Source organism: Sphingomonas aurea, assembly GCF_030678875.1.
Taxonomy (GTDB): domain Bacteria; phylum Pseudomonadota; class Alphaproteobacteria; order Sphingomonadales; family Sphingomonadaceae; genus Sphingomonas; species Sphingomonas aurea.
The window spans coordinates 636,653-661,446 of record NZ_JAUUDS010000001.1; the positions used below are offsets into that span (position 1 = coordinate 636,653).

The window sequence follows — 24,794 nt, forward strand, 5'->3', positions numbered from 1 at the left end:
GCCGGCTCTACGGGCGGCGCCGGGGCGACGCAACACCGTCGGCGTTGTTGCACGAAATCCACATGGCTCCGCCAATCGTGACCACCGCGTCACTCACCCCGTGACAAAAGCGGGTGGCCGACCTAGCAAGGTCGGGCTGGAACACAGGCAAGGCCGTGGTTCGGGGAATGCTCTTACGCCCGCCCAAAGAGGCTGGAGCGAGAGCGGGAAAAATTGGGGGCTGACGAGCGATCGTCACGCAGGCGCCCGGATCGGCAACGGTCCGGGCGTTTGCCGTTTCCGGTCCTGACGCAAGCTATCCCATTGAGAAACGCACGTCCGCCGCTCGGTGGCGGTCAAGGGGCGAACCGCCGGGCAAGCACGACCGGCGGACGTGCCGGCCTTTCACGCCGCTGGCGGTCCGGGAGCTTCCACACTGCGGCCCGCCATCGGCTGAGTCCGATCTGCCAGTGTCAGGCTGAACGGGGAATGAGCGAATTCCCCGGTCCCGGCTGTCCCCGCGGAGGCGGGGACACAGTGCCTCGCGAGCCACGGCCCTCGCCCCTCAAGGCACTGGGCTCCCGCCTTCGCGGGAGCACGAAGTCCCTCGATTCAAAACGACAGGCCCAGCGTCACGCCATAGGTCCGCGGATCGCCGACGTTCCCGGCGATCAGCCCGGTATTGCCCGGCGTGGTCGCCAGCACCTCGTAATATTCGGCGTCGAACAGGTTGCGCACCCAACCGAACAGGTTGACCCCGGAGTCGGTCCGGAATCCCAGTCGCGCGTTGGTCAGCGTGTAGCCGCCGACATCGGTATAGATCGACCGCGACGCGTTCGAGGAGAACTTCGTGCGCGTGCTCGCATCGACGCCGACATAGGCCTCGCCCGTCTGGCCCAGCACCTGTGTCGGCAGGTTGTATTCGCCGCCGTAGGAGAAGGCGAATTTCGAGATGCCGGGCAGCCACTGGCCGGAGATGTCGCAGACCACCGGGCTGTTGGTGCCCGGCTGACCGGGCGCGCCGATCGTCGGATTGGCCGCGGTCGGCGTGCCGCCGCCGGACAGCTCGGGCGGGCACGGCGCGTTCCTGAAGTCGATATAGCGCCCGTCGGTGAAGGCCCCGTTGACGTAGAGGTTCAACCGGTCGCTCGGCCGGATCGCGAAATCCGCCTCGACGCCGCGCACCCTCACCCGGCCGGCGTTGGCAAGGTAGCCACGCAGGGTCGAGGTGGAGCTGTTGTTGACCACCGCCTGATAGTCGCGGATCTCGGTCCAGAAGCCGGTCACGTTCAGCGTCGCCTTGCGATCCCAGAACTGCGACTTCACGCCCAGCTCGAAATGGTCGACCTTCTCCGGCGCGATCTGGGCCAGCTGGGTCTGGACGACGCCGTTCACCACCGGCACGCCGTTCAGGTTCAGCCCGCCCGACTTGAAGGTGTGTGCGTAGGTCGCATAGGTCAGCACGTCGCGCGACGGCTTGTACGCGGCGGTAAAGTCGTAGGTGACGTTCCACGCGCGGTACGCCTCGCCCGAGAAGGATTGGGGCTGGATCGCGTCGCGCTGTGCCGCCTGACGCGGGGTGCCACCCGAATAGGGAACCAGGTTGCCCTGACCGTCGCGGACGATGCTGTTATAGCTGCCGACCTTGTCGTCATAGTTCAGTCGGACACCGGGCGAGAGGGTCAGCTGCTCGGTCAGCTTCCAGTTCAGCTTGCCAAACACCGCGCCCGAGAAGTTCTTCAGGCGGATGTCGTTCTCGGCGGTCAGGCCGTTCAGCACGCTGGGGTCGCTCGCCAGCGCGCTCGACGGGTTGATGAGCCAGCGACTCGCCGCCGGCCCCTGACGCTGGGTGCCGGTGGTGTGGATGTCCTGGTAGAAGGCGAAGACCCCCGCCACATAATCCAAATTCCTGCCCTCGCCGGCGTAGCGGAACTCCTGCGTATACTGATCCTGCCGCGTCGGGTTCTGCGACAGGGTGGTGATCGGCAGTCCGGTGAAATCGCGGTCGTTGGCCGGCAGCCAGTCCCAGAAGCGCCACGCGGTGACCGAGGTCAGCGTGCCGCCGCCCAGCTCATACTCGCCGCGCAGCGACAGTCCGCCCAGCACGTTGCGCGCATTCAGCTCGGCATCGAGATCGGTCAGCCGTTCGAAGGCGTTGCGGCTTGGCGGTTCATAGCCCTGTGCACGAGCCAGCGCGTCATATTGGCGGTTCAGCGCGCGCTGGGTGCTGCCGACCCGGACGAAGACCTGCGCGCAGCATTCCGGGTTCTGGCGCGAATAGTCGCCGGCCAGGGTGAAGCTCAGCCCGTCGACCGGCTTGTAGAGAATGGCGGCGCGCAGGCCGATATTGTCCTGCGAATTGACGTAGCTGTTGGTCGCGACATTGTAGATCGTGCCGCGCCGGCTGGTGGTGGTCAGGCCCAGGCGGATCGCGACATCGTCGGCGAGCGGACCGGTGACGGACGCCTTGGCCTGCTTGAACTCGAGGTTGCCGAGCGTCACTTCCGCCCGGCCGCCGAAGGTGAAGCTGGGCGCCTTGCTGGTGATGTTGATCGCGCCGGCGACGGTGTTCTTGCCATACAGCGTACCCTGCGGCCCGCGCAGCGTCTCGATCTGGGCGACGTCCAGGAAATCGAGCGTCGCGACCGCCACCCGGCTGAGATAGACCTGGTCGATATAGACGCCAACGCCCTGGTCGATGCCGTCGTTGGTCAGGCCCAGCGGCGCCCCGAGCCCGCGAATATTGACCGACGAGTTACGCGGATTGGTCGAGTAGAATTGCAGCGTCGGCTGCAGTTGCGCCAGCCGCGCGACGTTGAAGCTGCCCGTGCTGTCCAGCTCCTTCACACCAACCACCGACAGCGGGATCGGTACGTTCTGCGCCTGCTCCGACCGACGCCGCGCGGTGACGTAGATGTCGCGGGTGGCCGCGGTAGCAGCGGTCGCGCTGCCCTCGTCTTCCTCCTCCTGCGCGGGCGTGGTGCCCTCGACCACGGTCGTCGGTGCGGCCGCAGGTGTGGCTGCCCCATCGGTGGTCGGCGCACCGGTCGTGACCTGCGCGGCCATCAGCAGAGCGAGCGTAAGCGTCATTTGGTTGCGTCCCCTTTGTCGTCGGCTGAATAACTCCACTGATTTGATGGGGTTTCAAACATGTAACGCTTTTGTGCGCCGTAGGAGAGCTTTACCGCGCTGTAATCGCTGGTGATCCTGTCACCCTTGAAACGCCGTGCCCGCTTCCCAGATTACGGTCGTGCAGCGCCGAACGGGCTGCACATCAGGCGTCGCGCAGTAGCGGACGCCGGATCGCCAACTCGCTTCTATCGGAGGATTTGATATGCGACTCGACCTCACTCCCTACCGCCGCTCGACCATCGGGTTCGACCGGCTGTTCGACCTTCTCGAGACGAACGCCCGTGCGTCCACGGCCGAGAATTACCCTCCCTTCAACCTCGAACGGATCGCCGACGACCGGTATCGCATCACCCTGGCGGTGGCCGGTTTCGCCCGCGACGAGATCGAGATCACCGCGCAGCAGAACCTGCTGCTCGTCGCCGGCAAGAAGGACGACAAGGCGCAGACCGCCCAGTTCCTCCACGTCGGCATCGCGAATCGCTCGTTCGAGCGGCGCTTCGAACTGGCGGACTTCGTGTTCGTCGAGGATGCGCGGCTGAACGATGGGCTGCTCGTCATCGACCTCGTCCGCGAGGTGCCCGAGGCGATGAAGCCCAAGAGCATCGCGATCAAGACGGGCGCACCGCTCGCCGCGGTGGAAACGCAGCCGACCGCCGACGAGGCCCAAGCGGCCTGAAGGCGGTCCGCGTAACGGGCTCGGCGCCTGTTGCTCCCTTTCCAGGCGCCGTGGGAGCGTCCGGGCCGACAGGCTCGGGCGCTTTCGTTTGATTAATGCCGGCACTTGCCCGCGAGCCGTCCTTTCCACGCAGGTGGGGATGACGAAGTAAGGGGAAGGCGTCGCCCTCCCCCTCAGCGATTCAAACCAGCCGGCTCTGCTTCACCGCCGCCTCGATAAAGCTGGCGAACAGCGGGTGCGGGTCGAACGGCTTGGATTTCAGCTCGGGGTGGAACTGCACGCCGACGAACCAGGGATGGTCCGGCCGCTCGACGATCTCGGGCAGCGTGCCGTCGGGCGACATGCCGCTGAACACCAGGCCACCCTGCTCCAGTCGTTCCTTGTAGTGCGTGTTCACCTCGAACCGGTGGCGATGGCGTTCGGAAATCGTGGTCCCGCCATAGATGGAGGAGACGACGCTGTTGCCGTCGAGCGTCGCCTCATAGGCGCCCAGCCGCATCGTGCCGCCCAGGTCGCCCTGCTCCTCGCGCTTCTCCAGCCCGTCGCGGCCCATCCACTCGGTGATGAGGCCGACCACCGGCTCCGGCGTCGGGCCGAACTCGGTCGACGAGGCGTCGGCGATCCCGGCTAGGTCGCGCGCACCTTCGATGCACGCCATCTGCATGCCGAAGCAGATGCCGAAATAGGGCACGCGGTGCTCGCGCGCGAAGCGGACCGACTTGATCTTGCCCTCGGCGCCGCGCTCGCCGAACGCGCCGGGGACCAGGATCGCGTGGCACGGCTCCAGCTGCGCCGCGATCTCGCCGTCGTCCTCGCCCTCGAACAGCTCGGCGTCGATCCAGCGGACATTGACCTTCACGCGGTTGGCGATGCCGCCATGGACCAGCGCTTCGTTCAGCGACTTGTACGCATCCTGCAGCCCGACATATTTGCCGACCACGCCGATCGTCACCTCACCCTCCGGATTGAAGAGGCGGTCGACGATCTCGGACCAGCGCGACAGGTCGGGCGCCGCACCGGGTTCGATTCCGAAGGCGCGCAGCACCTCCGAATCGAGGCCCTCGGCATGATATTGAAGCGGCACCGCGTAGATGCTCTTGGCATCGAGCGCCGGGATGACGGCGGAGGCGGGCACGTTGCAGAACAGCGCGATCTTCGCCCGCTCGCCGACCGGTAGCGGCTGCTCGCAGCGGCAGACCAGCACGTCGGGCGCCACGCCCAGCGCGGCCAGCTCGCGCACCGAATGCTGGGTCGGCTTGGTCTTCAGCTCGCCCGCCGCGGCGATGTAGGGGACCAGCGTGACGTGGATCGAGATCGACTGGCCGCGCCCCATCTCGTTCTTCAGCTGACGGATCGCCTCGATGAAGGGCAGCGACTCGATGTCGCCGACGGTCCCGCCGATCTCGCACAGCACGAAATCGAGGTCGCGACCGTCATCGTCCACCGTGTCGGCCATCGCGAACGCCTTGATCGCGTCGGTGACGTGCGGGATCACCTGCACCGTCGCGCCCAGATAATCGCCGCGCCGCTCGCGCTGGATGATTGTCTGGTAGATCCGGCCCGAGGTGACGTTGTCCGACTGGTGTGCCGCGACCCCGGTGAAGCGCTCGTAATGGCCGAGGTCGAGGTCGGTTTCCGCCCCGTCATCGGTGACATAGACCTCGCCGTGCTGATACGGGCTCATCGTGCCCGGATCGACGTTCAGATAGGGATCGAACTTGCGGATGCGGACGCGGTAGCCGCGTGCCTGCAACAGAGCCGCGAGGGAGGCCGCCATGAGGCCCTTGCCGAGCGACGAGACCACGCCGCCGGTGATGAAGATATACCGCGCCATGGGAATGACCGCCTAGCTTGGATGGGGGAGGAAGGACAAGCCGCAACAGGCCCCCGCCCCGCGATCCGGTCGCAGGGTGACGGCGTTTTGCGATGAAGCGGGATCAGTTGGCGAGCGGGACCGACGAATTGTCAGCCGGGCTGCCGGGACCGACCGAGGCGGGAACGCCGGCACCGGTCTTGACCGGACCATCGGCCGGTGTGTTGGGCACCGCGTCCTGCCGCGGCGCCGGCACGCTGCGCGCCAGCGAGGTGTCGATCGTCTGCGTACCGCGATGACCCGCCGCGACGAAGGCCAGCACGATGGAGAAGGCGATGAAGGTTCCTGCCAGCACCGCGGTGGCGCGGCTGAGGAAGTTCGCAGCGCCGCGCGCCGACATCAGGCCCGACGGGCTGCCGCCGGTCGTCAGGCCGCCACCCTCCGACCGCTGCATCAGGATCACCGTCACCAGGGCGGCGGCGATGATGGCGTGGACGACGAGCAGGAAGGCGAACATGGGCCGGGGATATTCCGTGATCTTGAGGATTACGGGGCGCACATAGGCGAGCCGCCCCCGGCGATCAACCACGCCCGGCGCCGCCGCGGATTGGGTGGATGCGCGACTCGTTCGCATAAACCGCAATTATCAAGGAAACCTGCCGCATTCCGGGCGTTATGCCGACGTAACGAAACCCACTCCCCCGGTGGGTTAGCGACCGACGGAAACGCACGCCGTGGCTACTGCCGATCCCCATTCCCTGTCGATCTGGATGACGGCCCTGGTCGATTATGTCCGCTCGGGCGAGCCCGATCTGACCAATCGCCAGATGGCGCTGCTGCTGCTCGTCTACCTGAAGCCCGGCCCCCATACCGTGCGTGGGCTGGCGCGGGCGCTGAACGTCTCGAAGCCCGTGGTGACGCGCGCCTTGAACAGGCTGGGCGCGCTCGGCTATCTGCGCCGTCAGCGCGACGACGCGGACAAGCGCAACATCTTCGTGGCGCGTACTTCCGAAGGGGCAGAGTTTCTTGAAGAGTTCGGGCATTTCATCGGCGACAGCGCCGTCGCCCCAGGGCGCGCACCCGCCCACGCCGTCGCGTAAGTCCTTCGCACTGGCCGGTCGCTCGGTCACGCTGGACCCGCAGACCCATGCCGTCCGTCCCGACCTGGCCGACGTTCGCCTGGCCGACCGGGTGTTCGCTCCGCATTATGCCGCGCACGTCCCGCACCGGCTGAAATCCGACGCGATCCTGCGGGCGGCACGCGAGCCCGATTCCGACGAACTGACCCAGCTGGGGTCGGGCGACCTGTTCGAGCTGCTCGACCTGCTCGGCGATACCGCTTGGGGCCTCGCTCCCGCGGCGGGGCTGGTCGGCTATCTGCCCGCCGCAGCGCTGGAGCCCGTCGAATCATGACCGTGTCGGTCTTCATAGACGGTGCCGCCGGCACCACGGGGCTGGAAATCGGCGAGCGGCTGGCTGGGCGCAGCGACATCGCGCTGATCCGGATCGACGAGGCTCGGCGCAAGGATGCCGCGGCACGGGCCGAGGCGCTGAACGACGCCGATTTCGTCATCCTCTGCCTGCCCGACGACGCCGCGCGAGAGGCGGTGGCGCTGATCCGCAACGACCGGACGCGCGTCGTCGATGCCTCGACTGCGCACCGTGTCGCGTCGGGTTGGACCTATGGCTTCGCCGAGCTGGACCCCGACCAGCGGGAGCGGATCGCCGGCGCGCGCTTCGTGAGCAATCCCGGCTGCTATCCCACCGGCTTCCTCGCGCTGGTCCGGCCACTGGTGCGTGACGGACTGTTGCCCGCCGACGCGCTGGTCAGCGTCAACGCGACTTCGGGCTATTCCGGCGGCGGCAAGGCGATGATCGCGGAGTTCGAGGGCGGCGCGGCGAATACCGCCTTCCGCCCCTATGCCCTCTCGCTCGCTCACAAGCATGTGCCGGAGATGACTGTCCATGCCGGGCTGACCCATGGCCCGATCTTCCAGCCGGCGGTGGCGAACACCTATCGCGGCATGGTGGTGGAGGTGCCGTTGCACCTCGCGCAGCTCGTCGCCGGTACGACGCCGGACGCGATCCGCGCGGCGCTGGCCGCTGCCTATCCCGCTGGCGGTCTGGTGCGCCTGTCGCAGGACGGTGCGCCGACCGTGTCGATCGAGGACGATGCCGGCACCGACCGGATGACGCTCCACCTCTTCTCGAACCCCGATACCGCGCAGGTTCGCCTGATCGCCACGCTCGACAATCTGGGCAAGGGCGCTGGCGGTGCCGCGGTCCAGAACCTCAACATCATGGCCGGGCTCGATCCGCTCGCCGGCCTCGTCCTCTGATCCGGAAAGGACCCGGCATGCACCGTGATCCCGTCGCCAAGCTGCTGCTGTTCGGCGCCACCGGCGATCTGGCGCAGCGCATGCTGCTGCCCTCGCTCTACGGCCTCCACGCCGACGGGTTGCTGCCCGAGCGGCTGACCATCACCGGCGCCGCGCGCCACGAGCATGACGACGACCAGTACCGCGCCTTCGCGAAGAAGGCGCTGGACGAGTTCCTGCCGGCCGACCGCAAGGACGAGGGCGCGATCGGTTCGTTCCTGGAGCGGCTGCATTACCAGCCGACCGACCTGTCCGACCCGGCCAGCTTCCAGCCGCTTGCCGACAAGATCGGCGACGTGTCCGGCGGCCTCGCCATCTATCTCTCCACCGCGCCCTCCCTGTTCGAGCAGGCGATCGAGGGGCTCGCCTCGGTCGGGCTCGCTGGAGAGACGGTGCGGGTCGGGCTGGAGAAGCCGCTCGGCTACGACCTCGCTTCCAGCCGTGAGATCAACGACGCGGTCGCACGCGCCTTTCCGGAGGAGCGGACCTTCCGCATCGACCATTATCTGGGCAAGGAGACGGTCCAGAACATCCTGGCGCTGCGCTTCGGCAACAGCTTCTTCGAGCCGGTCTGGAATGCGCAAGGGATCGACAATGTTCAGATCACCATCGCCGAGACGGTCGGCCTGGAGGAGCGCGCCGGCTATTACGAAAGCGCCGGGGCGCTCCGCGACATGGTGCAGAACCATATCCTCCAGCTGCTCGCGCTGATCGCCATGGAGCCGCCGGCGCATTTCGACGGCACCGACGTGCGCGACGAGAAGTCGAAGGTTTTCCGGTCGTTGCGGATCATGAAGCCTGAAGACGTGCCGCACAACACCGTCACTGGCCAGTATGGCGACGGCGCGGTCGGCGGCAAGTTCGTGAAGAGCTATGCCAAGGAGCTGGGCAAGCCGTCGACCACCGAGACGTTCGTCGCGATCAAGGCGCATGTCGACAACTGGCGCTGGCAGGGCGTGCCCTTCTATCTGCGCACCGGCAAGCGGATGGCGACCCGCCGGTCGGAGATCGCGATCCAGTTCAAGGCGGTGCCGCATTCGATGTTCGCCGGGCGCGGCGGGCTGCTCCAGCCCAACATGCTCGTCATCCGCTTGCAGCCGGAAGAATATATCCAGCTGCTGGTCATGGCGAAGGAGCCCGGCCTCGACCGTGATGGCGTGCGCCTGCGCGAGGTGCCGCTGAACCTGTCGATGGACGCCGAGTTCGCCGGCAGCCGTCGCCGCATCGCCTATGAGCGGCTGCTGCTCGACCTGATCGAGGGCGACCAGACGCTGTTCGTGCGCCGCGACGAGGTGGAGGCGCAGTGGAAGTGGATCGACGCGATCCGCGCCGGCTGGACCGCCAACGACACCAAGCCGAAGAGCTATCCCTCCGGCGCCTGGGGCCCGTCGGCGGCCATCGCCCTGACCGAGCGCGACGGCGTCACCTGGCAGGACGACTGAAAGATCCTCCCCGCTTGCGGGGAGGGGGACCGCCGCGAAGCGGTGGTGGAGGGGGAGCGCCGCGGGCGTGACGCTCGTGGAAAGCCCCCTCCACCACGCGCTGCGCGCGCGGTCCCCCTCCCCGTGCCGGGGAGGAATTTTGTTCATACGTATGTCTGTCGCGTACCCCGTCGCGATGGATTAGCACCCTGTATCGGAGAGACTGATGACTGAAATCGAATGGTGGGACTATGACGATGCGGGCGAGCTGGCCGATGCCGTCGCCGGCGACGTGCAGTTCGTCATCGAGAGTGCGCTGGACGCCCGTGGCTCGGCGGTGATCGCGCTGGCGGGCGGCAAGACCCCCTTCCCCGCCTATGAGAAGCTGGCCAAGGCCAAGCTCGACTGGAAGAAGGTCACGATCATCCCGACCGACGAGCGCGTCGTGCCGCTGGGTGACCCGCTGTCGAACGTCACCGCGCTCGCCAAGATCTTCCTGCCCAAGGGCGCACGGGTCATGCCGATCGTGCCGCAGGCAGTGCCCGACTACAAGGCGGCCGGCCGTTCGGCGGATGCCCTGATGCAGGACCTGCACTGGCCGCTCGATTTCTGCCTGCTCGGCGTGGGTGGCGACGGGCACACCGCCTCGATCTTCCCCGGCCCCGATTTCGACGAGGCGCTGAACGGGCCCAAGGAGCGCCGCGCGCTGGGCGTCATGCCCGACCCGCTGCCGCCCGAGGCGCCGGTCGCCCGCGTCACCCTGTCGCGCGCCTCGATCGTCAGTGCGCGCGCGGTGATGATCGCACTGACCGGTACCGCCAAGCGCAAGGTGCTGGAACAGGCGATCGATCAGGGTCCGTCCTCCGCCTATCCGATCGGCCGCGTGCTGGCCGATGTCGAGTTGCCGATCGATATCCACTGGGCTCCCTGAGGAACGCTGACCCGATGAATCCCGCCGTCCGCGCCGTTACCGACCGCATCATCGAGCGCTCGCGCCCGACCCGCCGCGCCTATCTCGACCTGATCGAGCGCGAGCGGGAGATTGCGATCCGGCGGCCGGCGATGGGCTGCGCCAATATCGCCCACGCCTATGCCGGCACGGACGAGGACCGCGACGCGCTGAAGGCCGATGCCGGCATGAACATCGGTATCGTCACCGCCTATAACGACATGCTGTCGGCGCACGCCGTCTATTACCGCTATCCCGAGCTGATGAAGGTGTGGGCGCGAGAAGTCGGCGCGACCGCGCAGGTGGCGGGCGGCGTGCCGGCGATGTGCGACGGGGTAACGCAGGGCTATCCCGGCATGGAGCTGTCGCTGTTCAGCCGCGACACGATCGCTTTGTCGACCGCGATCGCGCTCAGCCACGGCACGTTCGAGGGCGCAGCGCTGCTCGGCATCTGCGACAAGATCGTGCCCGGCCTGCTGATGGGGGCGCTGCGCTTCGGTCACCTGCCGATGGTGCTGATCCCCGGCGGCCCGATGCCCTCCGGCCTGCCCAACAAGGCCAAGGCGGCGGTGCGCGAGCGCTTCGCCGAGGGCGAGTGCGGGCGCGAGGAGCTGCTGGAGGCGGAAATCGCCGCCTATCATACCAAGGGCACCTGCACCTTCTACGGCACCGCCAATACCAACCAGATGATGATGGAGGTGATGGGCCTGCACATGCCCGGCGCCGCCTTCGTCAACCCGGGCACGAAGCTGCGGCAGGAGCTGACCCGTGCCGCGGTCCACCGGCTGGCGCAGATCGGCGGCCGCGGCGACGATTACCGGCCGCTGGGGCTGTGCGTCGACGAGAAGGCGATCGTCAACGCCGCGGTCGGGCTGCTGGCGACCGGCGGATCGACCAACCACCTGCTCCACGTCCCCGCCATCGCGCGGGCGGCGGGGATCGTCATCGACTGGGAAGATTTCGACCGGCTGTCGGCGGCGGTGCCGCTGATCGCGCGGGTCTATCCCAACGGCTCGGCCGACGTAAACGCGTTCGAGGCGGCGGGCGGCATGCCCTATGTCATCCGCGAGCTGCTCGGCGGCGACTATCTCCACCGCGACATCCTGACCATCGCCGGCGGCGACCTGGGTGGCTTTGCCGAGAAGCCGGTGATCGCCGACGATCGCCTGGCGTGGCAGCCGGTCGGCGACAGCGGTGACGAGACGATCCTGCGCCCCGCCGCGCAGCCCTTCTCACCCGATGGCGGGATGCGCATCCTGCAGGGCAATATCGGCCGTGCCTGCATCAAGGTGTCGGCGGTCGAGCGCGAGCGCTGGGTGGTCGAGGCGCCGGCGCGCGTGTTCGACGACCAGCTCGACGTGCTGGAGGCATTCAAGGCCGGTGAGCTGGAGCGCGACATGGTCGTCGTGGTTCGCTTCCAGGGTCCGCGCGCCAACGGCATGCCTGAACTCCACAAGCTGACCCCCCCACTCGGCGTTCTCCAGAACCGGGGGTTCAAGGTCGCACTGGTCACCGACGGCCGCATGTCGGGTGCCAGCGGCAAGGTGCCGTGTGCGATCCACTGCTCGCCGGAAGCGCTGCCCAGCCACGACGGGGGCGGCGGTGCGATCGGGCTGATCCGCGACGGCGACCTGATCCGCGTGGATGCGGTCGCCGGCACGCTGACCGCGCTGGTCGACCCGGCGGAATGGGCCGCGCGCCTGCCTGCCGAGCGACCGGCACCAGTCAGCGGCATGGGCCGCGAGCTGTTCGGTATGTTCCGCGGCCTCGCCGACGAGGCCGAGAAGGGCGCGTCGGCGATGCTGGCGGGCGCGGGATTGTAGAGGTGATCGTGACCCCGGCTCAGGCGGGGGTCTCATGCCACAAGCGGAATTCCCGCGGCGAAAGATCCCGGCCTGCGTTGGGATGACGAAGTAAGCGAGGAGAGAAGACGTGCAGGTCGTAGCGGTAGATATCGGCGGCACCCATGCCCGCTTCGCGGTCGCCGAGGTGGCGGACCGCCGCGTCGTGTCGCTGGGCGAGGTCTGCACGCAGAAGACCGCCGAGCACGCCTCGCTCCAGACCGCGTGGCAGGCGTTCGAGGCGCAGCACGGCGCCCCCCTGCCCCGCGCCGCCGCGATCTCGGTCGCCTCGCCGATCACCGGCGACGTCATCCGCCTGACCAACAATCCCTGGGTGATCCGCCCCTCGCTGATCCCCGAGCGGCTGAACGCCGACACCTACACGATCATCAACGATTTCGGCGCGGTCGGCCACGCGGTCGCACAGCTGCCCGACGCCGACTTCGTCCATCTCTGCGGCCCCGACACGCCGTTGCCGGTGCGAGGCATCACCACCGTCTGCGGCCCCGGCACGGGCCTGGGCGTCGCGCAGGTGCTGAAGACCGATGGCGAGTATCACGTCCTCTCTACCGAGGGTGGGCATATGGATTACGCGCCGCTCGACTCGATCGAGGACCATATCCTCCGCCGCCTGCGCAAGACCTTCACCCGCGTCTCGGCCGAGCGGGTGGTCGCCGGCCCCGGCATCATCGCGATCTACGAGACATTGGCCGAGCTGGAGGGCCGGGCCGTTCCCAGCCGCGACGACAAGACGATCTGGCAGGAGGCGCTGGAGGGCACCGACTCGATCGCGCTTGCCGCGCTCGACCGCTTCTGCCTGGCGCTGGGCGCGATCGCCGGCGACCTCGCGCTGGCGCACGGGGCAAAGGGCGTGGTCATCGCCGGCGGGCTCGGCCTGCGTATCAAGGACAAGCTGCTCCGCTCCGGCTTCGATCAGCGCTTCGTCGCCAAGGGCCGGTTCCAGTCGATGATGGCGGCAATCCCCGTCAAGCTCATCACCCATCCGCAGCCGGGCCTGTTCGGCGCCGCCGCGGCCTTCGCCCAGGAACATGCCCGATGACCGATATCCTCACGATCATGCGGACCAGCGCGGTCATCCCGGTGCTGGTCATCGACGATGCCGCGACCGCGCGACCGCTCGCCGAGGCGCTGGTCGCCGGCGGCCTGAAGGTGCTGGAGGTGACGCTGCGCACGCCGGCGGCGCTCGAGGCGATCGCCGAGATGAAGAAGGTCGAGGGTGCGATCGTCGGTGCGGGCACCGTCGTCAACCAGGATCAGCTGCGTCAGGTCGCCGACGCTGGCGCCGAGTTCATCGTCTCCCCTGGCCTGACCGACCGGCTGGGCAGCGCGGTGATCGAGAGCGGCATCGCCTACCTGCCCGGCGTCGCCACCGCGGGCGATATCATGCGCGGGCTGGACCTGGGGCTGAGCGCGTTCAAGTTCTTTCCCGCCGAAACCTCGGGCGGGCTGAAGGCGCTGAAGGCGCTCGCCGCCCCCTTCTACCAGTGTCGCTTCTGCCCGACCGGCGGGATCACCGAGGCGTCCGCTCGCGACTGGCTGGCGTTCGGCCCGGTCGAGTGCGTCGGCGGCAGCTGGGTAACGGGCGGCACCCTCGCCGAGATAGAGGCGAAGGCACGCGCCGCGTCGGCGCTGCGGGAATAAAGCGTCAGGGTCGGTTCGTGCTGCTGGATGACACTTGGGCCGGGCCGAGGCCAATTACAGCGCTCAGCTATCACTAGAGCGGTCATGCCGGGTTCGTCCCGGCATGATGGGAGTATTGGCGACGACGCTCGATCGACCTCCGGCGCGTGCAGGAGCCAGGGCTACGCCTCGAGCCCTGAAGCCCCCTCCTTCGCGCAGGGCCATCCCGCACTCATGCCCGGATCAGCGACGCCGCCCTTGCGGCATGAAGCACCGCCAGCATGACATGCGACTGCGCCACCCGGATGCTGGCCGCGTTGATCGCGGCGACTGCTTCCTGCTGGGATCGGCGGGCGGCGTAGGTGAACTCTGTCGTGTCGATCATCGTGGCGGTCTCCACCATGCAACGGACCCCTGCCCGGACTGCGGTAGCGCCGCCATGTTGCGGTCATATGTAATCTATGTTGCAATTTTGGCGAATTGGTGACGGAATGTCGCCAACCGCCCGTCGCGGTTGAGCCTTCGTTTATCATCTGCACGCTTACGGACCGCATGTTCGCCTTCCGCTTCGATCACGACACCCGGATCATGCACATCAGGACCGACGGTTTCTGGACGCTCGGCATCCTTGCCCGGTTTTCCGCGACCGCACTGGCGCTGTTCACGACAACGCGGTTATCGTTCGGGCATTTCGCGACGCTGATCGACTGCCGTGACTTTCCCGTGCAGGCAGGCGAAGTCGCCGCTGGGCTTGAGCTGATCGCCTGCAAGAGCGCGAGGATCACGACCGGTCCGGTCGCGACCGTCACGACGAACACCCTGAGCAAGTTGCAGGCCGACCGGATCATGGCATCGCCCCAGTTCCGGACCTTTCGCGACTGGGACGAAGCGGTGGCTTGGTTGGACCGGGAATGGGTGTCGGTCGCGGCGGCGCGTCGCCGACCGCGCAGCGAACTACATCTCGCCGCGCTGGCGGCGGATCGCGTACCAGCGCGCGACATTGGCGTTATGCTGTTGGAGCGTGTCGGCGAAGACATGCCCGCCGCTGCCGTCGGCGACGAAATAGAGCGCCTGCGACGATGCCGGGTCGAGCACCGCGTCAATTGATGCGCGACCGGGGTTGGCGATCGGCCCGACCGGCAGGCCGGGGCTGGCATAGGTGTTGTAGCCGTTCTTCGCGCGCAGCTCCGACTGGAGGATGCGCCGGCCGAGCGGCCGCCCCTTGGTGATTGGATAGATCACCGTCGGGTCCGCCTGTAGCGGCATGCCGAGGCGAAGGCGGTTGCCGTACACCGCAGCCACCGTCCGCCGCTCCGCCGGCTTGCCGGTTTCCTTCTCGACGATCGAGGCCAGGATGACCGCCTGCTCTGGCGTCGACACCGCGATACCCGGCTTGCGCTTCGCCCATGCGGCCTTCAGGTAATCGCGCATCGCCGCCTGCATCCGCGCCAGCACGGCACCGCGCGTGTCGCCGCGCTGATAGGCATAGCCGTCGGGCAGCACGCTGCCCTCCGCCGGCGTCGCCACGTCGCCGGTCAGTCCATCGGCCTTTACCAGCGCGTCACGCACCATGACCGATGGCAGCCCCTCGGGCACCACGACGATCCGCTGGCGGACCTTGCCCTCTTCGAGGAGCGCCAGGATCTGCTTCGGGCTGGCACCTGCAGGTAATTCATACTCACCCGCCTTGATCGCGGCCCCGCCGCCGAACACCCGCGCCAGCAGCCGGAAGCGCGAGGCGGAGCGGATTGCACCCGCCTTCTCCAACTCGGTCGCCGCACGGGCCAGGCTGGCGCCCTCGGGCACCACCACGCTGACCGGGCGCTCGGCGGGGCCACTGCCCGCCCACATGTTCGCACCGACCAGCGCCGCCACGACCAGCGCGGCGATCAGGAGGACGAGGCAGCCGAGCTTGCGCATGGCCCGGTCAGATCGCCTTCATCACCAGCGAGGCATTGGTGCCGCCGAAGCCGAACGAGTTGTTCAGCACCGCGCGCACCTGGCGCTTCTTGGCGACATGGGGGACGAGGTCGACGCCCTCGGTGCCCTCGTCGGGATTGTCGAGGTTCAGCGTCGGCGGCACGATCTGGTCGCGCAGCGCCAGGATGCAGAAGATGCTCTCCACCGCACCGGCCCCGCCCAGCAGATGCCCGATCGCCGACTTGGTGCTCGACATCGAGGCGCCCGACAGGTCGTCGCCGAACACCCGCTTCGCCGCCGCCAGCTCGATCGTGTCGGCCATGGTCGAGGTGCCGTGCGCGTTGATGTAATCGATATCGGCCGGCTCCATGCCCGCCTTGCGCAGCGCCATGCGCATCGCGAGTTCGGCACCCTTGCCCTCGGGGTGCGGCGCGGTGACGTGATAGGCGTCGCCCGACAGGCCGTAGCCGACCACCTCGGCATAAATTTTCGCGCCGCGTGCCTTCGCGTGCTCATATTCCTCGAGCACCAGGACGCCTGCCCCCTCGCCCATCACGAAGCCGTCGCGATCCCTGTCATAGGGGCGGCTCGCCTCAGTCGGGCGGTCGTTCATGCTCATGTTGAGCGCCCGTGCCTGAGCGAAGCCTGCGACGCCCAGCGGGTTGACCGTGCTTTCCGCTCCGCCCGCCAGCATGATGTCGGCGTCGTCGTCCTTAATCATCCGCGCCGCGTCGCCGATCGAGTGGGCGCCGGTCGAACAGGCGGTGACGACCGCATGATTGGGACCCATCAGCCCGTATTTGATCGAGACCTGGCCCGAGATCAGGTTGATGAGGCGGCCATGGACGAAATGCGGGCTGACCCGGCTGGGGCCGCGCTCGTGCAGGTTGATCGATTCGATCTCGATGCCCGGCAGGCCGCCGATGCCCGAGCCGATCGAGACGCCGGCGCGCAGCCGCATCGCCTCGTCCATGTCGGTCAGGCCGGCATCTTCCAGCGCCTGCCCGGCAGCGTCGATGCCGTACACGATGAAGGGATCGACCTGGCGCTGGATCTTGTGATCGACGCGCTTGCCCGGATCGAAGCCGTACGGGTGGTCGGCCGGCTTCACCTCGCAGGCGATCTTGCACTTCTGATCGGTCGCGTCGAAGCGCGTGATCGGACCCGCGCCCGACTTGCTCGCGAGGATGTTCGCCCACGCCGTCTCGACGTCCGCGCCGAGCGGCGTCACGAGGCCCAAACCGGTCACGACGACACGCCGCATACCCACTCTCCACTCTCTGCCCATAACGAAACGGCTCCCCGCCCTCTTAGCCCGGGGACGGGGAGCCGCTCAAATCCGTGTCCAGCCGCGATTGTGGCCGGTCAAATCGGATAATCTTACGACTTGTGCTCGTCGATATAGGTGATCGCGTCCTTCACGGTCGTGATCTTCTCGGCGGCGTCGTCGGGGATCTCGACCCCGAACTCTTCCTCGAACGCCATCACGAGCTCGACGATGTCGAGGCTGTCGGCGCCCAGATCGTCGATGAAGCTGGCGTCCTCGGTCACCTTGTCGGCCTCGACGCCGAGATGCTCGACGACGATCTTCTTCACGCGGTCGGCGGTCTCGCTCATGATAGTCCCTCTTCTTAACGAGAAATCGATATTCCTGAACGCCCGTAGAACGCAGGCGTTCACGGCGCAAGTATCAGATGGCCGCTTCAGACCATCGCCATGCCGCCATTGACGTGGATCGTCTGACCGGTGACGTATCCTGCCTCGCGGCTGGCGAGATAGGCGACCGCGGCGCCGATGTCCTCGCCGCTACCCAGATCGCCGGCCGGAATGCGCTGGGTCAGCGCCGCCTTCTGTGCGTCCGGCAGCACGTCGGTCATCGCCGAGCGGATGAAGCCGGGCGCGACGCAGTTGACGGTGATGCCGCGGCTGGCCAGCTCCTGCGCCAATGCCTTGGACAGGCCGACCACGCCCGCCTTCGAGGCCGCGTAGTTGGCCTGGCCGGGATTGCCGGTCTGTCCGACGACAGAGGTGATCGACACGATCCGCCCGAACCGCGCCTTCATCATCGGCCGCGCCGCCGCCCTTGCCAGCCGGAACGTCGCCTCGAGGTTGACGCGGATCACGCTGTCCCACTCCTCGTCCTTCATCCGCATCGCGAGGTTGTCGCGGGTGACGCCGGCATTGTTGACCAGGATGTCGAGCCGCCCGCCCAATGCCTCCACCGCCTGCGGCACGAGCGCGTCGACTGCGGCGGGATCGGAGAGATCGCAGACCAGCACGACATGATCGCCGCCCAGTGACGCGCGGAAATCCTCCAGCTTGGCCGCATTCGATCCCGACAAGGCCAGCCGAGCCCCCTGCCCTGCCAGCGCCCGCGCGATGGCGGACCCGATCCCGCCCGAGGCGCCGGTGACGAGGGCGGTCATTCCTGAAAGGTCAAACATTGGTCAGTCTCCAGATTTTTGGTTCACGCGGAGGCGCGGAGACGCGGAGGAGTGATGGTCGTTGACGATCCGTCGTACTCCCTCCTTCAGCGTCCCGCCGCCGAAATTCAGAAGCAGCCCGACGGGCTGCTTCAACAATCGCAGGTAGGTCAGCACCTGTTTGCCATGCGCGGCGTTCAGCTGCTCGACCGACTTGATCTCGACGAGAAGTCGATCATCGACCAGCAGGTCGATACGAAACGCGCCGTCAAAGCGCATTCCGTCGAACTCAATATTGACCGACTTTTGGCGTGCCACGCTGTAACCCATCTCCATGAGCTTGCCGGCGAGAACCAGTTCATAGACGCTTTCCAGCAAACCCGGTCCGAGATCCCGATGGATGCGCAACGCCAGATGCAGCACGTCACCGCTGATCTCGTCGATGTCTCTCACTTCTTCTCCGCGCCTCCGCGTCTCCGCGTGAGCATCAAATCTTACTAAGCAGCGCCTCGACATCGTCCATGGTCACCACGCTGACCGCCTCCACATCGGGCGCGATGCGCTTGACCATCGGAGCGAGGACCTTGCCGCCGAACTCGACGAACTCGGTCACCCCTGCGGCCGCCATCGCCAGCACCGATTCGCGCCACCGGACCATGCCCGTGACCTGCTGGACCAGCGCGACGCGGATCGCGCCCGGGTCGGCGATCGGGGCGGCGTCGACGTTGCAATAGACGGGCACGAGCGGCGCCGACAGCGTCGCGTCGAGCAGCGCCGCCTCCATCGCCGTCGCCGCATCCGCCATCAGCGGGCAGTGGAACGGCGCCGATACCGGCAGCAGGACCGCGCGCTTGGCGCCCAGCTCCTTGGCCAGCGCCACCGCCTTCTCCACGGCGGCGCGGTGGCCGGAGATCACCACCTGCGAGGGATCGTTGTCGTTGGCGACGGTGCAAACCAGCTCTGCCCCGCCCTCCGCCAGGATCGCGTCGACCGCCGCGCCGGCGATCGTCCGCGCCTTGTCGAGGTCGGCGCCGAGCAGCGCCGCCATCGCCCCCTCGCCGACCGGCACCGCCGCCTGCATCGCCCGCCCGCGCAGCTTCAGCAGCCGCGCCGTCGTCGCCAGGTCGAAGCTCTGTGCCGCCCGCAATGCGCTATATTCGCCCAGCGAGTGGCCGGCGACGTAATCCGCCTTGTCGGCAAGCCGGATGCCGCCCTCCTTCTCCAGCACCGCCAGCGTCGCGATCGCGTTCGCCATGATCGCGGGCTGCGCATTTTCGGTCAGTTGCAGTGCGTCCGCCGGCCCTTCGGTCATGATCCGGAACATGTTCTGGCCCAGCGCCTCGTCGACCTCGCCAAAGACCTCGCGCGCGGCCGGGCTGGCGGCGGCGAGCGCGGCACCCATGCCGACCGACTGGCTTCCCTGGCCGGGAAAGATGAACGCACGCATCGGACAGCTCCTCTCGCAATCTAAGGCCGCGCGGCCTATTGCCCGCGCCCAGTAATGACAAGCGTGTGGGCCGGCTTGCCTTTCCGGTGGAAATCCGTAAAGGCCCCCGCTTCGGACCGTCACCCATATGGGTCGGTCCGGAGAATCCAGACGACAGCCGGAGGGGCGACCGCATGGGGCGGCGTCAGCGATCGGCCAACATAGAAGGTAAGACATGGCTCTATACGAGCACGTGTTCCTTGCGCGCCAGGATCTGGCACAGGCGCAGGTGGACGCGCTGGCGGAAACCGCCACCAAGATCATCCAGGACAATCAGGGCCGCGTCGTCAAGACCGAGACCTGGGGCCTGCGGTCGCTGGCGTATCGCATCGCCAAGAACCGCAAGGCGCACTACGTGATGCTCGAGATCGACGCGCCGGCCGGCGTGGTCGCCGAGCTGGAGCGCCAGACCCAGATCAACGAGGACGTGATCCGCTTCATGACCGTCAAGGTCGACGAACTGGAGCAGGGCCCCTCGGCGATGATGCGCAAGCAGGAGCGTGACCGCGAGCGTCGCGGCGATCGCGAGGGTGGCCGTGACGGCGCGCCGCGTGGTGACCGCGCCGATCGTGCGCCCCGTCGTGACCGTGAAGAGGAGGCCGCATAATGGCTCGCCCGTTTTTCCGCCGCCGCAAGAGCTGCCCCTTCTCCGCGAAGGACGCCCCCCGGATCGACTATAAGGACGTCCGCCTGCTGCAGGGCTTCGTGTCCGAGCGTGGCAAGATCGTGCCGTCGCGCATCACCTCGGTGAGTGCGAAGAAGCAGCGCGAGCTCGCCCAGGCGATCAAGCGCGCCCGTCACCTGGGCCTGCTGCCCTACGTCGTTAAGTAAGGAGTCCGGACAATGGACGTCATTCTGCTGGAGCGCGTCGAGAAGCTCGGCGTCATCGGCGACGTGGTCACGGTGAAGGACGGGTTCGCCCGCAACTTCCTGCTGCCGCGCAAGAAGGCGCTGCGCGCCAACGAAGCCAACAAGAAGGTGTTCGAATCGAACCGCGCGCGGATCGAGAGCGACAACGCCAATCGTCGTGGCGAGGCCGAGAAGGACGCGGGCTCGTTCAAGGACGCGTCGGTCACCCTGATCCGTCAGGCGTCGAACACCGGCCAGCTCTACGGCTCGGTCGCGGTGCGCGACCTGGTCGAGGCGCTGGAAGCGTCGAAGCACAAGGTCACGAAGTCGCAGATCATCCTGGACAAGCCGATCAAGTCGATCGGCGTGTACGAGGTCAAGGTCGCGCTGCACCCGGAAGTGTCGGTGACCGTCAAGGTCAACGTCGCCCGCTCGCCCGAAGAGGCCGAGATGCAGGCGTCGGGCGTCGATGTCATGGCTTCGATGTTCGAGCGTGACGAGGCCGGCTTCACCGAGGACTATGACCCCAATGCAGAGCCCGGCGCCACCGCCGAGGTTCAGCCGGAGGAAGCGCAGGGCTGATCGCCTGCGCCAAAGCCGCACAGCAAAAGGCCGCCCGGAACGGATCCGGGCGGCCTTTTTTGTTTTGCGGGCTAAAGGAAGGCCGCGACTTCTCGGTCGACCTGATCGTCGGCCGTCAGCCGATATCAGGGACAGGTCACGCACGCTCCGATAACCGCAGCCAGCGGTATGAGGGCGAGAACGACGGGAAAGATTTGCTTCATCGCGGCACCTACTCGAACATGAGCCTTCGTTCACACAATGCACGCCGCAGCCGAAAGGTTGCCGCGATATGAACGAGTCTCTGCCGCGACGTGTCCCTTAACTGGACGGCAACGGATTGGCTGATACGCGCACGCCATGTTTCATCCTTCCTATTCAGTTAGTTGCGATGCTGCGCGGAACTTGATCGCGATCAGTCTGGGCGGCTTCTTCACGGTAGCGGACGTCGAGGCATTTGGTCGCGAGCTGGCGGCGCAGCGCAGGCTTCTGCGCTGCGCGCGCAACCAGCACCTGACCCTTTGCGACGTGTCCGCGATGAAGATCCAGACTCAGGAAGTGGTCGCCGCCTTCGCTGCCCTTGCCGGTGATCCGGCCGGCCAGTCGCGGCGGATGGCGATGATCGTGGGATCCTCCCTCGCGCGCCTCCAGACGCAACGCGTCGCCTCGCGCGACGCGACCGCGATGTTCCGTGACGCCGCCTCGGCCGAGGATTGGCTGTTCGAGGAGGAGCGGCCGGCCTTACGCCTTCGCGCCTGACCTAACGCCGACCGAACAGCCGCTCGATATCGGCATGGGCCAGCTTCACCCAGGTCGGCCGGCCGTGATTGCACTGGCCCGAATGCGGCGTCGCCTCCATCTCGCGGAGCAGGGCGTTCATCTCGGCGACCGACAATATGCGTCCTGCCCTCACCGATCCGTGACACGCCATCGTCGCCGCGACATGATCGAGCCGCTCGCGCAGGCTCAGGGCCTCGTCGAACGCCGCCAGTTCGTCCGCCAGGTCGCCGATCAGTCCGCGCGGGTCGCTCTGGCCGAGTAGCGCGGGCGTCGCGCGGACCAGCATCGCCCTGGGGCCGAAGCGCTCCAGCTCCAACCCGAACTCCGCCAGTTCTCCGGCGCGTGCCTCCAGCCGATCGCACGCCGGCTCGTCCAGCTCGACCACCTCGGGCAGCAGCAGCGCCTGCGCCGCGACCCGCCCGCCGGCAAGCGCCGCCCGCATCCGTTCCAGTACCAGCCGCTCGTGCGCGGCGTGCTGGTCGACCAGCACCAGCCCGTCCTCCGCCTCGGCGACGACATAGGTTTTCGCCACCTGCCCGCGTGCCACGCCGAGCGGATAGCCGGCCTGATCCGGCGGGGGTGCCCAGGCCGGCTCGGCGCGCGCCAGTGGCGGCGGCGCGGCAAAGCCCTGGCGCCGGTCGAACAATGACGTCCGCGGATCGGCGACCGGTTCGTGCCAGATCGGCTCCACCATCGGCCCGATCGGCTCCGCCTGCCACCGCGTCAGCGCATCCTCCGTGGGTCGCTGCACGGACCGATGACCCGCCGCATCCAGCGCGCGGCGCAACCCGGACACGATCAACCCGCGCACCAGCGCCGGATCGCGAAACCGTACCTCGGTCTTGGCGGGATGGACGTTCACGTCGACATCGCCGCTCGGCAGGTCGAGGAACAGCGCCACCACCGCGTGCCGGTCGCGCGGCATCATCTCGGCATAGGCGCCGCGGATCGCGCCGATCAGCAACCGGTCCTTCACCGGACGGCCGTTGACGAACAGATACTGGTGGTCGGCGACGCCGCGGTGGAAGGTCGGCAGCCCGGCGACGCCGCCCAGCACCATGTCTTCGCGTACCCAGTCGACCGGCACCGCATTGTCGGCGAGCGACCGGTCGGTCAGCGCGGCGACCCGCGCCGGCCGGTCCTCGCCGCCTGACACCGTCAGCACCCGCCGGCCGTCATGCTCGACCGCGAAGCCGATGTCCGGCCGCGCCATGGCGAGGCGTCGCACCACGTCGAGGCAGGCGGCATATTCGGCGCGCGGGCTGCGCAGGAACTTGCGGCGTGCCGGGACGCGGGCGAACAGCGCCTCCACGACGATGCGCGTGCCCGGCGGCAGCGCGGCCGGCCCCTCGTCGGCGAGCACGCCATTGTCGACCACGCGTCGCCAGCCATCGCGGCCAGCCGGCCGGCTTTCCACCGTCAGCCGTGCCACGCTGGCGATCGAGGGCAACGCCTCGCCCCGGAACCCCAGTGTCGCAACCGATTCGATCGCCTCATCAGGAAGCTTGGAGGTGCAGTGCCGCTCCAGCGCCAGCGCCATCTCGTCCGGCGCCATGCCGCAGCCGTCGTCGACCACCTCGATCCGGTCGAGTCCACCGCCGCCCAGCGTTACCGCGATCCGCGTCGCGCCCGCGTCGACGGCGTTCTCGACCAGTTCCTTCAACGCGCTGGCGGGCCTTTCGACCACTTCACCGGCAGCGATGCGGTTGACCAGATGCTCGGGCAGTCGGCGTATTGACACGCCGGTTGCTCTAGACCAAGCCAAGCCGTCCCGCGACCCCGCTAACCATGAAATCCCGCTACGGCAGCTCATGACAATGTGGCGGTCCGCGAGATGCCCTGCGACCGGCTGCCGCCCGCCGGCGGCGCCAGATTGGACCTGCGCTCGATGCACTTGCCCCGTTTCTTCAAATTCATGTCGCACGACATGGCGATCGATCTCGGCACCGCGAACACCGTCGTCTATGTCCGCGGCCGCGGCATCGTCCTGAACGAGCCGTCGGTCGTGGCGGTCGAGACGATCAACGGCGTGAAGCGGGTGAAGGCGGTCGGTGACGACGCCAAGCTGATGATGGGCAAGACGCCCGGCACGATCGAGGCGATCCGCCCGCTTCGCGACGGCGTGATCGCCGACATCGACGTCGCCGAGCAGATGATCAAATATTTCATCCAGAAGGTGCACGGCCCTCGCCGCTTCGCCCGCTGGCCCGAGATCGTGATCTGCGTGCCGTCCGGATCGACCAAGGTCGAGCGGCGCGCGATCCGCGACGCGGCGTCTAACGCCGGTGCCAGCCAGGTCTGGCTGATCGAAGAGCCGATGGCGGCCGCGATCGGTGCCGACATGCCGGTGACCGAGCCGATCGGATCGATGGTCGTCGACATCGGCGGCGGCACCACCGAGGTGGCGGTCCTGTCGCTCCGCGGCCTCGCCTACACCACCAGCGTCCGCGTCGGCGGCGACAAGATGGACGAGGCGATCGTCAGCTATGTCCGCCGCAACCACAACCTGCTGATCGGCGAGGCCACGGCCGAGCGGATCAAGCAGGAGGTCGGCTGCGCGAAGCCGCCGGTCGACGGGATCGGCGCGGTGATCCACATCAAGGGCCGCGACCTCGTCAACGGCGTGCCCAAGGAAATCCAGATCAACCAGGGTCAGGTCGCCGAGGCCCTGTCCGAGCCGGTCGCGACGATCGTCGAGGGCGTACGCGTCGCACTGGAGAACACCGCGCCCGAGCTGGCCGCCGACATCGTCGACCAGGGCATCGTCCTGACCGGCGGCGGCGCGTTGCTGCAGGGACTGGACGAGGTGCTGCGCGACGAGACCGGCCTGCCCGTCACCGTCGCCGAGGACCCACTGACCTGCGTCGCGCTCGGCACCGGTCGCGCGCTGGAAGATCCGATGTTCCGCGGTGTGCTGCAGAACGGCTGACCGGCCACAGACTGAC

At 67.7% G+C, this 24,794-nt stretch carries 25 protein-coding genes; 14 read left to right on the forward strand and 11 right to left on the reverse strand.

Going from position 1 to position 24,794, the window contains the following annotated elements:
- Positions 1-591: 591 nt before the first annotated feature.
- The gene (locus Q5H91_RS03285; RefSeq protein WP_305171781.1) at positions 592-3,069 is read right to left on the reverse strand and encodes a TonB-dependent receptor; all 2,478 of its coding nucleotides are present in this window, start codon (positions 3,067-3,069) and stop codon (positions 592-594) included.
- A gap of 244 nt (positions 3,070-3,313) precedes the next feature.
- Between Q5H91_RS03285 and Q5H91_RS03290 the strand changes: the two genes are divergently transcribed.
- Positions 3,314-3,787 carry an Hsp20 family protein gene (locus Q5H91_RS03290; protein ID WP_305171782.1) on the forward strand — a complete coding sequence of 158 codons (474 nt, stop codon included), beginning with the start codon at positions 3,314-3,316 and terminating at the stop codon, positions 3,785-3,787.
- A 181-nt stretch (positions 3,788-3,968) separates the two neighbouring features.
- On the opposite strand, the gene pyrG is transcribed toward Q5H91_RS03290, so the two are convergent.
- Positions 3,969-5,621, reverse strand: coding sequence for a CTP synthase (gene pyrG / locus Q5H91_RS03295; RefSeq protein WP_305171783.1), 1,653 nt, complete (start codon positions 5,619-5,621; stop codon positions 3,969-3,971).
- A gap of 103 nt (positions 5,622-5,724) precedes the next feature.
- A complete protein-coding gene (secG, locus tag Q5H91_RS03300) occupies positions 5,725-6,117 on the reverse strand; it encodes a preprotein translocase subunit SecG (protein ID WP_305171784.1) in 393 nt (130 codons plus the stop codon).
- A gap of 253 nt (positions 6,118-6,370) precedes the next feature.
- On the opposite strand from secG, the gene Q5H91_RS03305 reads away from it, so the two are divergent.
- The 8 genes from Q5H91_RS03305 (at position 6,371) to eda (ending at position 13,851) form a co-directional block, all read left to right on the forward strand.
- Complete coding sequence (locus Q5H91_RS03305; protein ID WP_305172375.1) at positions 6,371-6,700, forward strand: MarR family transcriptional regulator; 330 nt, start codon at positions 6,371-6,373, stop codon at positions 6,698-6,700.
- Complete coding sequence (locus Q5H91_RS03310; RefSeq protein ID WP_305171785.1) at positions 6,627-7,013, forward strand: SH3 domain-containing protein; 387 nt, start codon at positions 6,627-6,629, stop codon at positions 7,011-7,013. Before Q5H91_RS03305 ends, Q5H91_RS03310 begins: the two co-directional genes overlap by 74 nt.
- On the forward strand, positions 7,010-7,939 hold the full coding sequence (argC, locus tag Q5H91_RS03315) for an N-acetyl-gamma-glutamyl-phosphate reductase (RefSeq protein WP_305171786.1): 930 nt from the start codon (positions 7,010-7,012) through the stop codon (positions 7,937-7,939). The genes Q5H91_RS03310 and argC overlap by 4 nt, the downstream gene beginning before the upstream one ends.
- Before the next feature lie 17 nt (positions 7,940-7,956).
- The gene (gene zwf / locus Q5H91_RS03320) at positions 7,957-9,420 is read left to right on the forward strand and encodes a glucose-6-phosphate dehydrogenase (RefSeq protein ID WP_305171787.1); all 1,464 of its coding nucleotides are present in this window, start codon (positions 7,957-7,959) and stop codon (positions 9,418-9,420) included.
- A 205-nt stretch (positions 9,421-9,625) separates the two neighbouring features.
- Complete coding sequence (gene pgl, locus Q5H91_RS03325) at positions 9,626-10,330, forward strand: 6-phosphogluconolactonase (protein WP_305171788.1); 705 nt, start codon at positions 9,626-9,628, stop codon at positions 10,328-10,330.
- 14 nt (positions 10,331-10,344) lie between these two features.
- Positions 10,345-12,171 carry a phosphogluconate dehydratase gene (gene edd / locus Q5H91_RS03330; RefSeq protein ID WP_305171789.1) on the forward strand — a complete coding sequence of 609 codons (1,827 nt, stop codon included), beginning with the start codon at positions 10,345-10,347 and terminating at the stop codon, positions 12,169-12,171.
- 109 nt (positions 12,172-12,280) lie between these two features.
- Positions 12,281-13,249, forward strand: coding sequence for a glucokinase (glk, locus tag Q5H91_RS03335; RefSeq protein ID WP_305171790.1), 969 nt, complete (start codon positions 12,281-12,283; stop codon positions 13,247-13,249).
- Positions 13,246-13,851: a bifunctional 4-hydroxy-2-oxoglutarate aldolase/2-dehydro-3-deoxy-phosphogluconate aldolase gene (eda, locus tag Q5H91_RS03340; protein WP_305171791.1), complete on the forward strand. Its 606-nt coding sequence runs from the start codon at positions 13,246-13,248 to the stop codon at positions 13,849-13,851. The genes glk and eda overlap by 4 nt, the downstream gene beginning before the upstream one ends.
- Before the next feature lie 211 nt (positions 13,852-14,062).
- Here eda and Q5H91_RS03345 read toward each other — a convergent pair whose 3' ends face one another.
- From Q5H91_RS03345 to fabD, 7 genes are all read right to left on the reverse strand, one after another.
- Entirely contained in the window at positions 14,063-14,233 is a 171-nt protein-coding gene (locus Q5H91_RS03345; RefSeq protein ID WP_305171792.1) for a hypothetical protein, read from the reverse strand.
- 551 nt (positions 14,234-14,784) lie between these two features.
- On the reverse strand, positions 14,785-15,750 hold the full coding sequence (gene mltG, locus Q5H91_RS03350) for an endolytic transglycosylase MltG (RefSeq protein WP_305171793.1): 966 nt from the start codon (positions 15,748-15,750) through the stop codon (positions 14,785-14,787).
- A 7-nt stretch (positions 15,751-15,757) separates the two neighbouring features.
- A complete protein-coding gene (fabF, locus tag Q5H91_RS03355) occupies positions 15,758-17,014 on the reverse strand; it encodes a beta-ketoacyl-ACP synthase II (protein WP_305171794.1) in 1,257 nt (418 codons plus the stop codon).
- 116 nt (positions 17,015-17,130) lie between these two features.
- Positions 17,131-17,367, reverse strand: a complete 237-nt coding sequence (locus Q5H91_RS03360; protein ID WP_055843503.1) for an acyl carrier protein — start codon at positions 17,365-17,367, stop codon at positions 17,131-17,133.
- An 86-nt stretch (positions 17,368-17,453) separates the two neighbouring features.
- On the reverse strand, positions 17,454-18,194 hold the full coding sequence (gene fabG, locus Q5H91_RS03365; protein ID WP_305171796.1) for a 3-oxoacyl-[acyl-carrier-protein] reductase: 741 nt from the start codon (positions 18,192-18,194) through the stop codon (positions 17,454-17,456).
- A 3-nt stretch (positions 18,195-18,197) separates the two neighbouring features.
- On the reverse strand, positions 18,198-18,626 hold the full coding sequence (locus Q5H91_RS03370; RefSeq protein ID WP_305171797.1) for a GxxExxY protein: 429 nt from the start codon (positions 18,624-18,626) through the stop codon (positions 18,198-18,200).
- Between the two features lie 34 nt (positions 18,627-18,660).
- Positions 18,661-19,620, reverse strand: a complete 960-nt coding sequence (fabD, locus tag Q5H91_RS03375) for an ACP S-malonyltransferase (RefSeq protein WP_305171798.1) — start codon at positions 19,618-19,620, stop codon at positions 18,661-18,663.
- Between the two features lie 214 nt (positions 19,621-19,834).
- Here fabD and rpsF point away from each other — a divergent pair, with 214 nt between their 5' ends.
- From rpsF to Q5H91_RS03395, 4 genes are all read left to right on the forward strand, one after another.
- Positions 19,835-20,266 (forward strand): 30S ribosomal protein S6, encoded by a 432-nt coding sequence (gene rpsF / locus Q5H91_RS03380; RefSeq protein ID WP_305171799.1) that lies wholly within the window; start codon positions 19,835-19,837, stop codon positions 20,264-20,266.
- Complete coding sequence (gene rpsR / locus Q5H91_RS03385) at positions 20,266-20,490, forward strand: 30S ribosomal protein S18 (RefSeq protein ID WP_007403456.1); 225 nt, start codon at positions 20,266-20,268, stop codon at positions 20,488-20,490. The genes rpsF and rpsR overlap by 1 nt, the downstream gene beginning before the upstream one ends.
- 12 nt (positions 20,491-20,502) lie before the next feature.
- The gene (gene rplI / locus Q5H91_RS03390; RefSeq protein WP_305171800.1) at positions 20,503-21,090 is read left to right on the forward strand and encodes a 50S ribosomal protein L9; all 588 of its coding nucleotides are present in this window, start codon (positions 20,503-20,505) and stop codon (positions 21,088-21,090) included.
- A gap of 384 nt (positions 21,091-21,474) precedes the next feature.
- Positions 21,475-21,828 carry a hypothetical protein gene (locus Q5H91_RS03395; protein ID WP_305171801.1) on the forward strand — a complete coding sequence of 118 codons (354 nt, stop codon included), beginning with the start codon at positions 21,475-21,477 and terminating at the stop codon, positions 21,826-21,828.
- Position 21,829: 1 nt separating this feature from the next.
- Here the strand turns inward: Q5H91_RS03395 and mutL are convergent, their stop codons facing one another.
- The gene (gene mutL, locus Q5H91_RS03400; RefSeq protein ID WP_305171802.1) at positions 21,830-23,590 is read right to left on the reverse strand and encodes a DNA mismatch repair endonuclease MutL; all 1,761 of its coding nucleotides are present in this window, start codon (positions 23,588-23,590) and stop codon (positions 21,830-21,832) included.
- A gap of 147 nt (positions 23,591-23,737) precedes the next feature.
- On the opposite strand from mutL, the gene Q5H91_RS03405 reads away from it, so the two are divergent.
- Positions 23,738-24,778 carry a rod shape-determining protein gene (locus Q5H91_RS03405; protein ID WP_305171803.1) on the forward strand — a complete coding sequence of 347 codons (1,041 nt, stop codon included), beginning with the start codon at positions 23,738-23,740 and terminating at the stop codon, positions 24,776-24,778.
- Positions 24,779-24,794: the final 16 nt, after the last annotated feature.

Coding starts and splice junctions, on each gene's coding strand:
- Q5H91_RS03285 (WP_305171781.1), bottom strand. CDS start 3,069: ATGACGCTTACGCTCGCTCTGCTGATGGCCGCGCAGGTCACGACCGGT.
- Q5H91_RS03290 (WP_305171782.1), top strand. CDS start 3,314: ATGCGACTCGACCTCACTCCCTACCGCCGCTCGACCATCGGGTTCGAC.
- pyrG (WP_305171783.1), bottom strand. CDS start 5,621: ATGGCGCGGTATATCTTCATCACCGGCGGCGTGGTCTCGTCGCTCGGC.
- secG (WP_305171784.1), bottom strand. CDS start 6,117: ATGTTCGCCTTCCTGCTCGTCGTCCACGCCATCATCGCCGCCGCCCTG.
- Q5H91_RS03305 (WP_305172375.1), top strand. CDS start 6,371: ATGACGGCCCTGGTCGATTATGTCCGCTCGGGCGAGCCCGATCTGACC.
- argC (WP_305171786.1), top strand. CDS start 7,010: ATGACCGTGTCGGTCTTCATAGACGGTGCCGCCGGCACCACGGGGCTG.
- zwf (WP_305171787.1), top strand. CDS start 7,957: ATGCACCGTGATCCCGTCGCCAAGCTGCTGCTGTTCGGCGCCACCGGC.
- pgl (WP_305171788.1), top strand. CDS start 9,626: ATGACTGAAATCGAATGGTGGGACTATGACGATGCGGGCGAGCTGGCC.
- edd (WP_305171789.1), top strand. CDS start 10,345: ATGAATCCCGCCGTCCGCGCCGTTACCGACCGCATCATCGAGCGCTCG.
- eda (WP_305171791.1), top strand. CDS start 13,246: ATGACCGATATCCTCACGATCATGCGGACCAGCGCGGTCATCCCGGTG.
- Q5H91_RS03345 (WP_305171792.1), bottom strand. CDS start 14,233: ATGGTGGAGACCGCCACGATGATCGACACGACAGAGTTCACCTACGCC.
- mltG (WP_305171793.1), bottom strand. CDS start 15,750: ATGCGCAAGCTCGGCTGCCTCGTCCTCCTGATCGCCGCGCTGGTCGTG.
- fabF (WP_305171794.1), bottom strand. CDS start 17,014: ATGCGGCGTGTCGTCGTGACCGGTTTGGGCCTCGTGACGCCGCTCGGC.
- Q5H91_RS03360 (WP_055843503.1), bottom strand. CDS start 17,367: ATGAGCGAGACCGCCGACCGCGTGAAGAAGATCGTCGTCGAGCATCTC.
- fabG (WP_305171796.1), bottom strand. CDS start 18,194: ATGTTTGACCTTTCAGGAATGACCGCCCTCGTCACCGGCGCCTCGGGC.
- fabD (WP_305171798.1), bottom strand. CDS start 19,620: ATGCGTGCGTTCATCTTTCCCGGCCAGGGAAGCCAGTCGGTCGGCATG.
- rpsF (WP_305171799.1), top strand. CDS start 19,835: ATGGCTCTATACGAGCACGTGTTCCTTGCGCGCCAGGATCTGGCACAG.
- rpsR (WP_007403456.1), top strand. CDS start 20,266: ATGGCTCGCCCGTTTTTCCGCCGCCGCAAGAGCTGCCCCTTCTCCGCG.
- rplI (WP_305171800.1), top strand. CDS start 20,503: ATGGACGTCATTCTGCTGGAGCGCGTCGAGAAGCTCGGCGTCATCGGC.
- Q5H91_RS03405 (WP_305171803.1), top strand. CDS start 23,738: ATGCACTTGCCCCGTTTCTTCAAATTCATGTCGCACGACATGGCGATC.